12 protein-coding genes are annotated in these 14,855 nt (G+C 49.9%); 6 read left to right on the forward strand and 6 right to left on the reverse strand.

The window, feature by feature from the left end; all coding sequences use genetic code 11:
* Window positions 1-75 precede the first annotated feature (75 nt).
* The 6 genes from DS731_RS22330 (at window position 76) to DS731_RS03460 (ending at window position 5,929) form a co-directional block, all read left to right on the forward strand.
* On the forward strand, window positions 76-1,368 hold the full coding sequence (locus DS731_RS22330; RefSeq protein WP_119500008.1) for a methyl-accepting chemotaxis protein: 1,293 nt from the start codon (window positions 76-78) through the stop codon (window positions 1,366-1,368).
* Window positions 1,369-1,445: 77 nt separating this feature from the next.
* A complete protein-coding gene (locus DS731_RS03440) occupies window positions 1,446-2,252 on the forward strand; it encodes a sulfite exporter TauE/SafE family protein (RefSeq protein WP_119500009.1) in 807 nt (268 codons plus the stop codon).
* Window positions 2,253-2,255: 3 nt separating this feature from the next.
* Window positions 2,256-3,068 (forward strand): prolipoprotein diacylglyceryl transferase, encoded by an 813-nt coding sequence (lgt, locus tag DS731_RS03445; RefSeq protein ID WP_119500010.1) that lies wholly within the window; start codon window positions 2,256-2,258, stop codon window positions 3,066-3,068.
* Between the two features lie 12 nt (window positions 3,069-3,080).
* The gene (locus DS731_RS03450) at window positions 3,081-3,914 is read left to right on the forward strand and encodes a thymidylate synthase (RefSeq protein WP_119500011.1); all 834 of its coding nucleotides are present in this window, start codon (window positions 3,081-3,083) and stop codon (window positions 3,912-3,914) included.
* A 9-nt stretch (window positions 3,915-3,923) separates the two neighbouring features.
* A complete protein-coding gene (locus tag DS731_RS03455; protein ID WP_119500012.1) occupies window positions 3,924-4,946 on the forward strand; it encodes a response regulator in 1,023 nt (340 codons plus the stop codon).
* Window positions 4,943-5,929 (forward strand): sensor domain-containing diguanylate cyclase, encoded by a 987-nt coding sequence (locus tag DS731_RS03460; RefSeq protein WP_119500013.1) that lies wholly within the window; start codon window positions 4,943-4,945, stop codon window positions 5,927-5,929. The genes DS731_RS03455 and DS731_RS03460 overlap by 4 nt, the downstream gene beginning before the upstream one ends.
* On the opposite strand, the gene DS731_RS03465 is transcribed toward DS731_RS03460, so the two are convergent.
* The 6 genes from DS731_RS03465 to rapA all read right to left on the reverse strand — a co-directional run bounded on the left by DS731_RS03465 (window position 5,926) and on the right by rapA (window position 14,557).
* Entirely contained in the window at window positions 5,926-8,112 is a 2,187-nt protein-coding gene (locus tag DS731_RS03465) for a response regulator (RefSeq protein WP_119500014.1), read from the reverse strand. The genes DS731_RS03460 and DS731_RS03465 overlap by 4 nt on opposite strands.
* Window positions 8,113-8,179: 67 nt before the next feature.
* Window positions 8,180-9,520 carry an AmpG family muropeptide MFS transporter gene (locus DS731_RS03470; RefSeq protein WP_119500015.1) on the reverse strand — a complete coding sequence of 447 codons (1,341 nt, stop codon included), beginning with the start codon at window positions 9,518-9,520 and terminating at the stop codon, window positions 8,180-8,182.
* Between the two features lie 88 nt (window positions 9,521-9,608).
* A complete protein-coding gene (locus DS731_RS03475; protein ID WP_119500016.1) occupies window positions 9,609-9,929 on the reverse strand; it encodes a hypothetical protein in 321 nt (106 codons plus the stop codon).
* Window positions 9,930-10,065: 136 nt separating this feature from the next.
* Window positions 10,066-10,947, reverse strand: a complete 882-nt coding sequence (locus DS731_RS03480) for a DUF3530 family protein (protein WP_161599087.1) — start codon at window positions 10,945-10,947, stop codon at window positions 10,066-10,068.
* A 56-nt stretch (window positions 10,948-11,003) separates the two neighbouring features.
* Entirely contained in the window at window positions 11,004-11,729 is a 726-nt protein-coding gene (locus tag DS731_RS03485; RefSeq protein WP_119500018.1) for a pseudouridine synthase, read from the reverse strand.
* 2 nt (window positions 11,730-11,731) lie between these two features.
* Window positions 11,732-14,557 carry an RNA polymerase-associated protein RapA gene (gene rapA, locus DS731_RS03490; protein WP_119500019.1) on the reverse strand — a complete coding sequence of 942 codons (2,826 nt, stop codon included), beginning with the start codon at window positions 14,555-14,557 and terminating at the stop codon, window positions 11,732-11,734.
* Window positions 14,558-14,855: the final 298 nt, after the last annotated feature.

The following is a 14,855-nucleotide window of genomic DNA, read 5'->3' on the forward strand; positions in this document are numbered from 1 at the left end:
TTCGACTTAAACGATTCTCATTCTTGTTTTATGATTCTCAATCAGGTGAGAAAATCCTAATACGTAAGGAATCGTATGATGTTTGGAAGAAAGCGCGTCGACCCCCTCCCGCAGGTAAATACCGCAGCAGAAGAAAAGGCTCTGGCTCTGCAGGCCATTGAAGACAACATCGGCATGATTACCTTCACGCCGGACGGTACTATCTTATCCGCCAATGCCATCTATGAGAGACTGCTTGGCGTGCGGGAAAGTGACGTGGTGAATAAACATCACCGGATTTTCTGTCCCGGAACGGTGAGTGAGTCACCCGAATACCAGTCATTCTGGCGGGAACTGGCCAGTGGCCGTGCAAACCGTGGCCGTTTTGAACGCCGGAACAGTGCCGGTGAAGCTGTATGGCTGGAAGCTACCTATTTTACTGTTAAAGACAAAACCGGCCGGATCATAAAAATCGTCAAACTGGCGAAAGATGTCACCGAAAGCCACAACGAATGGCAAAATAAAGAAGCCCTTTTCGAAGCATTAAACCGTTCGATGGCAGTGATCGAATTTTTGCCGGACGGCACAGTCGTCACAGCCAATCAGAACTTCCTGGATGCTATGCATTACCGCCTCGATCAAATTGCCGGCCAGCATCATAAAATGTTCTGCGATGATGTATTCTACCGTAACCATCCTGATTTCTGGAAGCGTCTGGCCAGCGGTACTTTTCAGTCCGGCAAATACAAGCGAATTGATGGCAAGGGCAACGAAATCTGGCTGGAAGCGACATATAACCCAGTATTTGACCAACAGGGACGCGTCGAAAAGGTGATCAAGTTTGCTACTGACATTACCGCACGTGTTACTTCTGCCCACGACACTATTGCACTTGCTTCACTTACGAGCGAACGCACCTCAAAAGCGTCCGCAGAGGCTACCGCCGCGCTGGAACATTCCGAGGCTTTATCTGTACAAATTTGTGAGCGTGTTGTTGAAGCATTGAACAGTAGTGCTCAGTTAAGCGGTCAGGCAACAGATATCCGCAACATTGTGAGTACTATCCGCTCCATATCAGAACAGACTAATTTGCTGGCTCTGAATGCCGCTATTGAAGCAGCCCGCGCCGGAGAGGCTGGCCGGGGCTTTGCTGTCGTTGCAGATGAGGTGCGCTCGCTGGCTGGCCGTGCAAGTCAGGCCACCGGTGAAATTGAGAATGTGGTGAATAATAATAACGCGTTGATTGAGCAAATTACCTCACAGATGTCGTTAATCGACTCCAGCGCCAGTGACGAAAAAGATGCACTGAATAAGATAGCCACCAACCTTCATGAAGTCACGCAAAGTCTTCAGGAGCTGGTTGCTGCAGTGACAGATCTGGGAGAATAGTTGCAGCCGGTGTCAAGAAACACAAATCGTCATGGTTCTGTGATACGCTACGCGCCTCGTCAATCCGGATGCGGCGCATGGACCCTTTTTTAATACTTTTCTTTTGCTGTATGGCCTTAGGCCTGGTTGTTGGCCTGCTCGCCGGGATGCTCGGCATCGGCGGCGGTCTTATTATCGTTCCCTGTCTTTCCTACCTGTTGGTACACTTCCTTGGCGTAAATACCGATACCGTTATGCCTATGGCTGTTGCCACCTCGTTATCGACCATTATTTTTACCGGGTTATCCTCCGCGCTGGCCCATCACAAACTGGGTAATCTCGACCGTCATATTGTTATCTGGAGCAGTATTGGTATTGCCTTCGGGGCCATAGCCGGCGCTCACGTCGCCAGCGCTATATCGGGACATACATTGAAAAATATCTTTGCGGTGCTGGTAATAGCAGTGGCTGCACAGATGGTATTTGGCCGCAGACAGGCCTCTTCTCATAAAGCCGGTAAACCCGCACTGGTTTCTGTGGGCGCGGGAACCGGTTGTGTCAGTGCATTAATGGGCATTGGCGGTGGCGCTCTGCTGGTACCGGCACTGGTGTGGTTTCAGGTGAATGTACGGCAGGCAATCGGCTGCGCAGCATTCAGCGGACTGGTCGTCGCACTGTTTGGGACCGCCAGCTTTATACTTACCGGTTCAGCCGTCGACGGACTTCCGCAAAACTCGATAGGTTACGTGTATTGGCCGGCAACTTTAGGTATTGTGTGTACCTCGGTATTTACCGCCAATATCGGCGCCCGTCTGGGTCAGCGGATGAATACTGTTTTATTGAAGAAAATGCTCGCCTGCCTGCTGGTGCTGGTAAGTATAAGAATGATTGTAGGAATAGAATAAACCATGGCAGAAAGTAGTTATCTGGTCTTTCCCAACATAGACCCGGTTATATTTAGCATCGGCCCGTTGAGTGTGCGCTGGTACGGTATGATGTACCTTGTGGGTTTTGTGGCTGCATATATGCTGGCGCAAAAACGCCTGTCACAAACTAACTGGACCCGTGACCAGTTGAGCGACCTGCTGTTCTGGGGATTCGTGGGGGTGATTTTAGGTGGTCGTATCGGCTATGTACTGTTTTATCAGTTCGGTATGTTCCTGGAAGATCCTACTTATCTTTTCAGAATATGGACAGGTGGTATGTCTTTCCATGGCGGGCTTCTGGGGGTACTGGTTGCACTGGCATGGCAGGCAAAGAGAATGAACGCCACGTTCCTGCAAATCGGTGATTTTGTTGCGCCTCTTGTCCCCATTGGCCTTGGAGCTGGCAGAATAGGTAACTTCCTGAATGCTGAATTATGGGGGCGTCCTGCCGACGTGCCCTGGGCGATTATTTTCCCCGGCGCGGGAGAGCAGCCCCGTCACCCGTCTCAATTATATGAGTTCGCGCTTGAAGGTGTGTTACTGTTTACCATTCTCTGGCTGTTTTCTGCGAAGCCGCGTCCTACGGGGGCGGTAGGCGGTTTATTCCTGCTCGGTTACGGCTGTTTCCGCTTCATCGTTGAGTACTTCCGTGAACCGGATCAGCACATTGGTTTGTATTCCGTGGGTTTGAGCCAGGGGCAACTGCTCTGTGTTCCCATGATCCTGCTCGGCGCCGGCCTGATGGTATGGGCTTACATGCGTAAATCGCCGGTACAAAAATCAGAACAATCATAAGAAAAAGCAAGTATGAAAGAATACCTCAAACTGATGCGTCATGTGAAAGAGCATGGCGTAAAAAAAGAAGACCGCACGGGTACCGGCACGTTAAGCGTATTTGGCTATCAGATGCGTTTCGACCTTGCGAAAGGGTTTCCGCTGGTCACAACCAAAAAGTGTCATTTGAAGTCTATCATTCATGAGTTGTTATGGTTTCTTAAAGGTGAAACCAACATTCGTTATCTCAAAGAAAACGGTGTTTCAATCTGGGATGAATGGGCAACAGATGAGGGCGAGCTGGGACCGGTTTATGGTCATCAGTGGCGCAGCTGGGATGCCGGAGATGGCACCACAATCGATCAGATTAAAGACGTGGTTGAGCAAATCAAAAGTAATCCCGATTCCCGCAGGTTGATTGTCAGTGCATGGAATCCTGCCGTATTACCTGATACGTCTGTTTCGCCCAAAGAAAATGCAGCCAACGGCAGACAAGCTTTGCCGCCGTGTCATACCATGTTTCAGTTTTATGTGCTGAACGGTAAATTGTCCTGTCAGTTATATCAGCGCAGCGGTGATGTGTTCCTGGGTGTGCCCTTCAATATTGCAAGCTATGCGTTACTGACTCTCATGGTGGCGCAGGTATGCGATCTGGAACCCGGTGAATTTATTCATACCCTGGGTGATGCTCATCTGTACTCCAACCATCTGGAACAAACAGAGATCCAGTTAGCCAGAGAGCCGTTTCCGTCGCCGCAAATGAACATAAACCCGGCAGTGAAAGACTTGTTCGGTTTCACGTTTGATGATTTTGAACTGGTAAATTACCAGGCTCATCCGCACATTAAAGCGCCTGTTGCTATTTAAGGGGCAGAAATGACCACACCGGTACTGATTTGCGATGACTCAGGCTTCGCACGCAAGCAAATGGCCCGTTCCATTCCTGATGGCTGGGATGTGAGTATTTCGTTTGCCGGTAACGGTCAGGAAGCCCTTGACGCAATCCGTGCAGGCAAAGCCGATGTGATGTTTCTTGATTTAAACATGCCGGTGATGGATGGCTATGAAACCATGAAAGCCATCCGTGAACAGGATTTGCCTTGTCTGGTGATCGTGGTGTCCGGTGATGTACAGCCTGAAGCGCGGGAACGCATGGTAGCTTTAGGGGCGCTGGATTTTATCCGCAAGCCGATGGACAACCAGAAACTCACCGCCTTATTGCGTCAGTACGGTATTTACAGCGGTGACAGTAGTGCGCAGAACCGAACGTTGCAACTGGCCGGCACGCAAAAAAATACCGCAGATGAGCAACTGGATGCCTACCGCGAACTGGTAAATATTGCCATGGGGCAGGCCGGTGAGAGCCTTGCCCGGTTGCTCGGTGAATTTATCGATTTGCCTATTCCCAATGTTAATGTCATTGAAGCCACAGAACTGCATATGGCGCTGGCTGAAGCACATCAGAATCAGCGGGTTTCAGCCGTTTCCAAAGGTTTTACCAGCGCGGGCATTAAGGGTGAAGCACTGGTGATTTTCAGTGACACCAAAATGGAAAATATTATCCGGCTGCTGAATTACAACGACCAGGTCGCCACAGAAGATCAGCAACTCGAAGCGTTAATGGACGTATCCAATATTCTTACCGGTGCCTGCCTTAACGCATTATCTGCCCAACTGAATGTAACCTTCAGCCATAGTCATCCCATATTGCTGGGACAGCACAGCGGGTTTGAAAGTATGTTGAATAATAATGCGAGTCGCTGGGGGAAAGTCATGGCGATTGAAATTGCCTATGCCATCAAAAGCCGGGATATCCGTTTTGATCTGTTGTTACTGTTTCCGGAGCAATCGATGGCCAAGATTTATTCCCGCCTGGTCGATGAGGAATATGTAGCATGATTTCTGATGAACTGATTAGTATGCACTGGCAACAGGATCTTTTGAGTTCTGTTGAGGTGGGCATAGTGGTAATGGACAAAGATTTCACCATCGAAGTGTGGAATCAGTTTATGGAGAATCACGCCGATCTGCGGCCGGGTCAGGTTAGCGGTAAAAAGCTTTTTTCTTTGTTTGATGAGATAGATGAACAGTGGCTCAGAAGTAAAGCTGACCCGGTTTTCAATCTGAAGACCCCTGTCTTTATTATCTGGGAGCAGCGTCCGTATTTGTTCCGCTTCAGCACGAGCCGGCCTATTACATCTGATGCCCTTTACATGTTCCAGAACGTGACCATGTTTCCGCTTTCTTCACCGGATGGCACGGTAAACAAGCTGTGTATGCTGGTGTATGACGTAACAGATCAGGCATTGAGTAAGCTTCGGGTAGAGCGTCTGAATGACGAATTACAGCATATGAGCCGGGTGGACGGGTTGACCGGTTTATTCAACCGTCGCTACTGGCAGGAGCGGTTTGATAGTCTGTTTAAGTTGTCTCAGCGCCGTGAAACTGTATCGACAGCCTGTATGCTGGATATTGACCACTTCAAAAAAATCAATGATACCTACGGGCACCAGGCCGGTGATCTGGTGATAAAAACGCTGGCCAGAGTTATCCAGAAAAGTATCCGTGAAACCGATCTGGCCGGTCGTTACGGCGGGGAGGAGTTTGCGGTGATCCTGGTGGATTCAACTGCATCAAACGCGCTTAAGGTTGCTGAGCGCATCCGCCGGCTGGCGGAAGCCATGGTGATTGATCATGAAGGGCATCAAATCTGCTTCACAGTCAGTATCGGCCTCAGTGAATTCCGCAAACCGGTCAATTCTTCTATGGCATGGCTGGAAGAAGCCGACCAGGCGTTATATATGTCTAAGAATAGTGGCCGTAACCGGGTATCTGTATGGCATCACGAAAACGAAGAGCAAATAGGGCAGTTGCAGGGTTAAGACACCGCCAGCAGCAGCTTCATGGTATTTTTCAGTTCCTGATAGGCAACCGGCTTCACCAGATGGTAACGCATACCTACTTCCATTGAGCGTTGTTTATCGCTTTCATAAGCACTGGCCGTAACGGCCACCAGATGGGATTTGCAGCCACGTTCTTTGAGTATTGTTGCTACTTCAAAGCCGCTCATATCCGGCAAATTGAGATCCAGTAAAATAATACTGAACTCTTCCTCGCCGGCTCTCGACAGTGCGCTCTCACCGTCCTCTGCAAGGGTAACGTCATAGCCCAGGTTTTCCACCATATCCCGCAGGATCTCAGCATTAATAGGCTCGTCCTCGACGATAAGCACACTGACTTTGTCTGACTGACTGAAAGATTTGCCTTTATTGAGACTCAGATGGTGAATGGAGTCGATAAAACGGTTCCTGTCGATGGGTTTAACAAACACCTGCCAGGCCGGAATGTTGGAGTTGGCAATGATATTGGCAATTTGCGGCGCAGCCGAAACCATAATGACCGGAGGCATCCGCTCACCCAGCATAGCTTGCAGATAATTGGCTAATTCAGCGCCATTGATCCCCGGCATGTAATAGTCGGTGATGATGCCATCATAGGTTTTCAGTTTATCCTGATTGGCCAGTAGATCTGCGCCCGAGAGATAGGTGTCAACGTGATAGCCTTCACTCTCAATCATGTGAGATAAGTGAATGCGGGTGATTTCCTGATCATCAACAACAGCAAATTTTGAGGACGATACAGGCTTTTTCGCCTCGCGGGTATCTCCTTTGGCTGCGTTGAGCGGTACATTCAACGTAAACTCCGACCCGTTATGAAGTGCGCTGGTAACCGTGATAGTGCCGCCCGCCTGTTCCACCAAAGTGCGGGATGCATATAATCCCACGCCAGCTCCGCTGTATAACCTTGAATTGCCGTGAGCCTTGTAGAAGCGCTGAAATATATTATGCAGGTCGCTTTCGGGGATGCCGATGCCGGTATCAACCACACGAATCGTCAACAGCAGCTTTCCGTCACTGACAGACAGACGGTTGTATACTGATACTGAGCCTTCAGGAGTGAATTTAACCGCATTATCCAGAATATTTTTGAGTGCTTTAATCAGACTGGATGAGTTTCCGTTCACATAGTGGGGCAGAGTACTCTCGTTCTTTACCTGATAATGCAGGTTTTTTTGCTGGCAATTGTAAGCAAACTGGCTGAGCGCATCGTCCAGTAACCGGATGAGGTCAAAATCTTCATTTACAAACACCTCATCAATTTGTTTCGACTGCATGCTATCCACCAGGTTGCTTGTCAGCATAAGCAGGCGATAGCAGCTTTGTTCTGCTTTCTGAATCAACTGACCCTGTCTGGATTGCATGTTTGGCATAAGCTCTAACGCACCGATAATGGCTGAAATCGGCGAACGGAATTCATGACTCATACTGGCCAAAAACTCTTCCTTGGTGGATACCACCTTATTCGTTTGTTCACGTTCGAATTCCACATCCCGCTTCGCTTCCTGAACCAGATTAAATTGCTCCAGCACCAGATTTTTCAACGGTCTGAAGAGCAACAACACAGTGAGCAAAGACAAGCCCAGAGTGATGAACCAGATTCCCAGTAACATCCACTGGTTAAATCTCAACTCAGCAGAGAGTTGCTGTTCAAAAAGCAGTACCGCATGGTCGAGATCTTCCAGCAGCTCAGTGGCTTCAGAAAGGCTGACCGGAGACGCAGAGGTCAGAGCAGAATCCGGCATACTGGCAAGTTCCAGAGCCCGGTCAGCATACTCAAGGGCATGGGAATCAAGGTCACTTTCTTTCGAGAAATAAAGTGTTTCCAGGGCACCGGATAAGGGGGTGAACAAGCCGTTCAGAGATTGTCTGGCAACCAGTACCTCATGGCTTCTGGCAAACTCCCGTGTCCGGTCAACAAGCTCCGACTTGAGTGATACTCTGCGGGCGCGGTCATCTTCAGACACAAGCAGGTTCTGCAGAAATGCAATGCGCTGAGACAACATGCGCTGCTTTCCTGCAATATTGATTATCTGAGGTTGTATTTGGGTCGAAACGAGATACTGCTGAGTCCATGCAAAGTACACTGTGAGTAACAGTGCAATAGCACTTAGTGCAACAAGGTAAGTTCGCCTGATTTTCCCTTTTAAATCTTCAATGGTCAGCATGAATGAAGGTACGTGTTGATGTTTATAAAGCGTAGTTGTTAAATTTCAAATTACCAGTAATCCGGCATTATTGTGCCTGCTGTTCTGCTTTCACAATGTGGGGTTTAATCGCCCGCAAAAACAATAAACTGGGTATCACCATCAAGGCGGTAATGATGAAAAAGGTCGACCAGTCGCCGTCCAGCTTATCCACTATGTAACCACTGCCTGATGCCAGCAGGTTTTTCCCTGCCACACTTAACGACGCCATTAACGCGTACTGGGAGGCTGAAAAGGTGCGGTTACACATCAGCGAAATGAATGCGACCATGGCAACGGTACTCCAGGCTGCTGTGAAACCGTCGACGATAATCGTCAGAGCAAATAAGGTTTTATCCGGCCCCACCCAGGCCATCAGTGAAAACATCAGGTTGCTGGCTGCCATGGCAATACCGGCAATAAACAACCCGCGATAGATGCCGTAGCGGATGGTTACCATACCGCCAATGACAGAAAACAAAATGGTCACCCACCAGTTCAGCAGTTTGGAATATCCGCCAATTTCACTTTTACTGAATCCCAGCTCAATGTAGAACTGAAGACTCATGCGACCCAGAAAGGCTTCACCGATTTTAAACAGGAAGATAAAGAGCAATAGTGATAATGCCAGCCGCGTTCCGTTACGGGTAAAAAATTCGCGGAATGGCTCTGCCAGAGTAACAAAAAACCACGCGCCGGCTTTCTGCACAAAGCCTGCACTTTGCGGATCAGCGCCCAGGGCCTTCTGATAATATTCTGTTGCAGCTTTGAGCTGTGCTGCACGGTCTGTAACCGGCTCCTGTGCAAACAGGGTGAATATCATAATGGTGCCCATTACGCCGGCCAGCAATAAATAGATGTCATTCCAGGCCCAGCCTGTCCAGTCGGCAATGAAGAAAGGCAGTGCGCCCAGACCGCCGTAACCAGTCCACCAACCGGCGGTAGCCATAGATGAGCCTGCAGCCAGTTTCTCTCTTTCATCATCGTTAATAATATCGATCCGGTAAGCATCAATCGCGATATCCTGAGTAGCGGAACACAAAGCGATACTGAGACCGAAAAGGGCAACGTAGAATAATGAGTGACTGGCGTCCAGCATGCTCATCATCACACAGCAGGCTACGATGATACCCTGCATCAGAAAAATCCAGCCTTTGCGCTGACCTAGCAAGGGCAGACGGATACGATCCAGAAGGGGGGACCAGAGAAAATTTATCGCATAAACCGCAAATATACTGCCGAATAAGCTGATATCTGTACGGGATAAACCTTCATCTTTTAGCCAGGCAGTCATGACAGAACTGATCATGACCCAGGGAAAACCACTGGCAATACCGAATACGAAAATACTGAAGAGCCGCCGGTCAGCAAAGGACTGGATAAAACGCATAAGAAAACTTACCGGTCAGTAACCAAAAGAGTATTTGATCATGTAACGGGAGGAAACACAACCGCCGTAAACAATTGTGAAAGGTCGTTCAGGGACGGATGCCTACGCAGTCGAGAGGACAGGTACCTTTGCCTTCCAGAAAAGCGGTGCAGGTGGTCAGTTCTTCTACCAGAAAAGGGTCGTATTTGAGTTTTTCTTCAGACCAGAAGTGAAGTTGATGCAGTACATGCCAGAATACACGTTCTCTTTGAGTGTATGGCTGATCGAGGTCGTAATGAACCAGGCTCCATTCTTCCATAGTGTCCCAGAAGAATATTTCTACCTCAGAATGTGGTATTTCGTCTTGCCAAAAACCGCGAAGATAAAAGCATAGCTGCGCGGCCTTGGTATCAACAAATGACAAAAGCATAGTCGGCGCTGCCTGATACCCAAATGATTAGTTAGTATAGTCGTTAACCGGGTATTTTGTGTGATTTGTAAACAAAAGTAAACAGGCTTTTGATTTCCTTGTAAAAAATCACCATTGACTTCCGCTTGCCGGTTCTTTACCAGCCCAGGTAATTTACCCAGCCATAAATTTCTTTGCTGAGGCTGTTACTGAACGCCGAGTTTCCGAACGTGCTGGCGAGATTTACTGATGCACCTAACTGCTTCTGCCGGTAGTGAAGTTTTAGCGCTTTCGTGGCGTCTGTCCGGCGGATAGCAGGGGCTCCGGCAGTCCAGGGAGTCGATCCCGGCAGCTGTAAATCAAGTACCGGAAACAATGTACTGGCAAGTTGCTCTGATATATTTTGCTGCAGGCCGCTCTGGGGCCAGTAGGGACTTATCACCACGAGACCATCAGGCGGGGGCACATTATCGGTAACGGCCAGGGAAAGAAATTGCGCTGCGCCCATTCCCTGACTGATCACCAGTCTGAAACCCGGTACATCATCCACACTGCGAAAGACTGCACCGGCTATCAAAGCCATCATCGTCTGGCTCGTACCGGCATCGGCTACCGGTGAACCCGCCCAGGCCCTGGGATGCATCAGTGCACTCAGCGTATCACTATTGCTTTGCACTTCATCATTTCCGGTGCTGTCCGCAGGGGAAGCTGTTTCCGTAACAGGGGTTGTAGCCGGCGGATTTAAACTTACCGGAGACGGTACAATACGGGTGTGCCAGCCCCACTGATTAAGTCTGGCAGCCAGTTGCTGTGCATTTTGTAAAGTCAGGCCCTGGTAGCCTGTATCCATAAAAATAATCGCTACACCGCGACTGAGGGTGGTGGTGGGCTGCGCGGAGAAAACCGGAATGTCTTCTTCACCGGCGAGTACGGTTTCGTACTCAGACGGCAAATACTGCTGACGAATATCGTCTGCAAGTATGCCGGCCCGTGTACTGCCGGTCAGCAATAAAAGAACACACACTATAGAGCGGAACACTGGGACTCCGGTTAACAAATCTGGCTAAACAGGTTATCGGCAGTGCAAAGCAAAACTTAATCCGGGTTGATGTCGTCCGACCCCGGAAGTGGCAGCGTGTCAGGTTGATAGTCCATGAATGGCACATCGCTGGTAAACCGTTTCCATTCTCCCGAAGAAGGATGTTGCAGGATCAGCGTTTCGGCATGGAGCTGAAGGCGGGGAGCCTTCGCTCTGGCCTCATCATGAGCATATAACCTGTCACCCAGGATGGGATGACCCAGTGACAGCATGTGCACCCGCAATTGATGAGAGCGGCCGGTGACCGGCAGCAGCTCAACCCAGGTTTCTCCGTCAAGACGTCTGATAACACGGTAATGTGTTAGTGAGGGCTTACCATTCTCAAAGTCTACTTTCTGTTTGGGGCGGTTAGGCCAGTCCACAATCAGTGGCAGGGTAATAATTCCTTCATCATCCGCCACTGTGCCATCGACCCTGGCGTAGTAACGCTTTTTCGTCAGCCTGTCCTGAAACTGCTTTGAGAGCCGGCGGTGAGCCTCTTTATTAAGTGCCATTACCATAATGCCGGAGGTTGCCATATCCAGCCGGTGAACCACGGTGGCAGAAGGCAGCACTTTTTGCACGCGGCTGATAAGCGCATCTTTGTGGGCGGGCTGGATACCCGTCACACTTAACAGGCCACTTTGTTTATTTGCCACCACAATGTCATTGTCGTAATACACCAGTGACAAATAAGGTGACATGGGTGGATTGTAAATAAACGGCTTTTTACCGGCAGGCATACTCACGGATTATTCACCACGATACGCAGCCCTTCCAGTTGAACTGATGCAGACTGCAGCGCGGCGGTTAAGCCCGTCAGCTGGGTCTCAATAAATTCGATTTCACTGTCCCGTATTGACGGATTCTGTGCCTGTAAATCCCGTAAGCGGCGGGCTTCTGCGCTAAGGGTTGCCTGCATGGTTTCAATGGCATCATGCTGAATTTGGTTCGCTTGTTGCTGAGCCGCTGCGGTGGCTTTTTCAATGTGCAGTGTCAGCGCTTGTTGCAATGCCTGAATCAGTTGCTGAACAATTTTTCTGCCGGCTTTACGGGGGGCATCAAAGACCAGGTTTACCGGTTTACCGTGGCCGTCGGTACAAATGCGCAGCGGTGTTGCCGGCAGGAAGCGGCCCGGTTGCAACTGGCGATCTGCATTTGCCTGAAGTACAAACAGTGACTCCAGCCAGAATGCCCCTTTCGGCAAACCTTTATCAGCGATAAACCCGACACTGGCTTTACCCAGTACATCAGTTAATACCATATCGATGGCATTGTGGACCAGCGGATGGTCCCAGCTTAAAAAGTGCACATGCTCAAGCGTGGTGGCAACGCGGCGGCGATAGGTGACTGTCATACCTTCAGGATCCAGACCCGGAAGGTGGTTAACCATCGATTCTGACGGGGTCAGAATGAAACAGTCATTACCTTTCTCTTCCTGATTAACGCCAAGGGCATCAAACAGGCGGCCCATGAAGCGGGACAGCTCAACAGATGCATCCTGCTCAACAATTTCTTCGAGCAGCCCGTCTACCTTACCTTCCCCTGACGCATTCAATTCCAGCAGACGATCGCGGCCGGCATCCAGTTTGGCTTTCAGTGTGTCATTCAGGGCTTTACTGGTGGTAACCAGTTCAGAAACCAGCGCTTCGTTTTCAGGGTCAAGACAGGCTTCCACCAATTGCGCCTGCACTTCTTCGAATACACCTGAGCCGGTGGGGCAGGTATGTGAGAAAGCACCTAACCCATCACGATACCATTTCAACAGCACTTCCTGGGCAGACTGACTGATGTAAGGCACGTGGATTTGAATATCTTTTGTCTGGCCAATGCGGTCCAGACGACCGATACGCTGTTCCAGTAAGTCCGGTGTAAGCGGTAAATCAAACAGCACCAGATGATGGGCAAACTGGAAGTTACGGCCTTCGCTGCCAATTTCACTACACAGTAAGATCTGCGCCCCTTCTTCCGGGTCGGAGAAATAGTGGGCCGCTTTATCCCGCTCTACAATACTCATGCCTTCATGAAATACACTCTGGCGAATACCGCTGCGGGTTCTGATCACTTCACCCAGTTGCTGTGCGGTGCGTTTGTCGGCACAAATCAGCAGAACTTTGGCAGGGCGGACTGAGGGTAAAAACTCCAGTAGCCAGTCAACACGGGGGTCGTTATCGGTCCAGCTGTTAACCAGCGCGCTCTGGCGCTCCGGATATAACGCGTCGAAGAGTTCCCCGCCGCAGACGGCACTGTCGTACATTTCCGGCAGAGGTAACGGATAGCTGTTCAGCATTCTTACCGGGAAACCTTCAATACCGGCGCGACGGTTACGGAATAACAACCGGCCTGTGCCGTGTGTATCAATCAGCTGGCTGAGAATGGCTTTACGTGTGGCCGGTTCATCCATATCGCTGTAGCGGCCGGTTATCTCAGGCGCGAGAGACGTGAGTTTTTCTCTTGCGTCAGCAGATAACGGCTCGTCTGTGAGTAACGGTGACACTGCCTCTGCCAGTGCACTGTACTGACTTTCTTCTTCAAGGAAGTGATTGTAATCATGGAACCTGGCAGGATCTAACAGTCGCAGTCGGGCAAAGTGACTCTCATGTCCCAGCTGATCAGGGGTAGCTGTTAACAGCAGAACGCCGGCGGTGATTTCTGCCAGCGCCTCAATGCGTTGATATTCTTCAGAAGGCGCATCTTTGGACCAGGCCAGATGATGGGCCTCGTCGACAACCAGTAAATCCCAGCCGGCATCAAGGGCTTGCTGGTGGCGTTTAGGATTGTCTTTTAAGAAACTGATACTGCACAGTACCAGCTGTTCGTTCTCAAACGGGTTCGTGCCCGACTCGTCCAGCGCATCGCAACGGCTTTCATCAAAAATAGCGAAGGCAAGATTTACCCGGCGCAGCATTTCAACCAGCCACTGATGGACCAGGGAATCCGGTACCACAATGAGTACCCGCTGGGCCCGGCCGGTTTTTAACTGGCGGTGAATAACCAGTGCGGCTTCAATGGTTTTACCCAATCCCACCTCATCGGCAAGCAATACCCGTGGTGCATGGCGGTTACCCACTTCAGAGGCAATATGTAACTGGTGAGGGATCAATTCAATCCGCGCACCAGACAAGCCAATCGTGCCTGATTTCAGGTACGCATGCTGGTGTTCCAGTGCTTTCTGGCGCAGTTCGAACCACTTTGGGGTATCGGTTTGAAAGTTAAATAAACGCTGCTCCGGCTGGTTCAGCCGGATGTGATGGTCGAGAAAGGTTTCCGGCAGTCGCGCCGTTTCTTTGGTGTCCTCACGCAATCCGTGATAAATCAGTACACCGTTGCTTTCTTCTACTTTTTGTATTTGTAAAGTCCAGCCTTCTTCGCTGGTAATGACGTCGCCTTCAGTAAAGATAAGACGGGTGAGAGGGGCGTTGTCCTTCGTGTAAATACGGCTGTCACCGGTTGCAGGAAAAAGTATCTCAACAGAACGAAAATCGACGCTGAGCACAGCCCCTAAACCTAATTCAGACTCAGTGTTACTCAACCAGCGCTGACCGGCTGAAAACGTATTTACAGAACTCATATTACCACCCTTTATTTTAGCGGCCGGTATTGTACTGAACACCGCTGTACGAATAAAGCCGTGAAGTACCATACCGGGTAAGTTTCACAGAAGTGTAGCCGAAGGCTGACGGACTGTTGATGAATTCCGGATCGGCTTTGCCACCCGCGCAATCAGAAAAGAAATTAATAGCCAAGCCGGGAAAACTGGATTATGGTTAATTTGAAGGTCGACGCGACATGGAGTTGAGCGTCCGGTTCGACACAGGCATCTTCTCCTTCGCGGGACTCTTGATTGCACGTCAGTAATCAGGCGGGCG

The sequence above is a fragment of the Alteromonas sp. RKMC-009 genome (genome assembly GCF_003584565.2).
GTDB lineage: Bacteria > Pseudomonadota > Gammaproteobacteria > Enterobacterales > Alteromonadaceae > Alteromonas.

Coding starts and splice junctions, on each gene's coding strand:
- DS731_RS03460 (WP_119500013.1), top strand. CDS start 4,943: ATGATTTCTGATGAACTGATTAGTATGCACTGGCAACAGGATCTTTTG.
- DS731_RS03440 (WP_119500009.1), top strand. CDS start 1,446: ATGGACCCTTTTTTAATACTTTTCTTTTGCTGTATGGCCTTAGGCCTG.
- DS731_RS03470 (WP_119500015.1), bottom strand. CDS start 9,520: ATGCGTTTTATCCAGTCCTTTGCTGACCGGCGGCTCTTCAGTATTTTC.
- rapA (WP_119500019.1), bottom strand. CDS start 14,557: ATGAGTTCTGTAAATACGTTTTCAGCCGGTCAGCGCTGGTTGAGTAAC.
- DS731_RS03465 (WP_119500014.1), bottom strand. CDS start 8,112: ATGCTGACCATTGAAGATTTAAAAGGGAAAATCAGGCGAACTTACCTT.
- DS731_RS22330 (WP_119500008.1), top strand. CDS start 76: ATGATGTTTGGAAGAAAGCGCGTCGACCCCCTCCCGCAGGTAAATACC.
- lgt (WP_119500010.1), top strand. CDS start 2,256: ATGGCAGAAAGTAGTTATCTGGTCTTTCCCAACATAGACCCGGTTATA.
- DS731_RS03455 (WP_119500012.1), top strand. CDS start 3,924: ATGACCACACCGGTACTGATTTGCGATGACTCAGGCTTCGCACGCAAG.
- DS731_RS03450 (WP_119500011.1), top strand. CDS start 3,081: ATGAAAGAATACCTCAAACTGATGCGTCATGTGAAAGAGCATGGCGTA.
- DS731_RS03485 (WP_119500018.1), bottom strand. CDS start 11,729: ATGCCTGCCGGTAAAAAGCCGTTTATTTACAATCCACCCATGTCACCT.
- DS731_RS03475 (WP_119500016.1), bottom strand. CDS start 9,929: ATGCTTTTGTCATTTGTTGATACCAAGGCCGCGCAGCTATGCTTTTAT.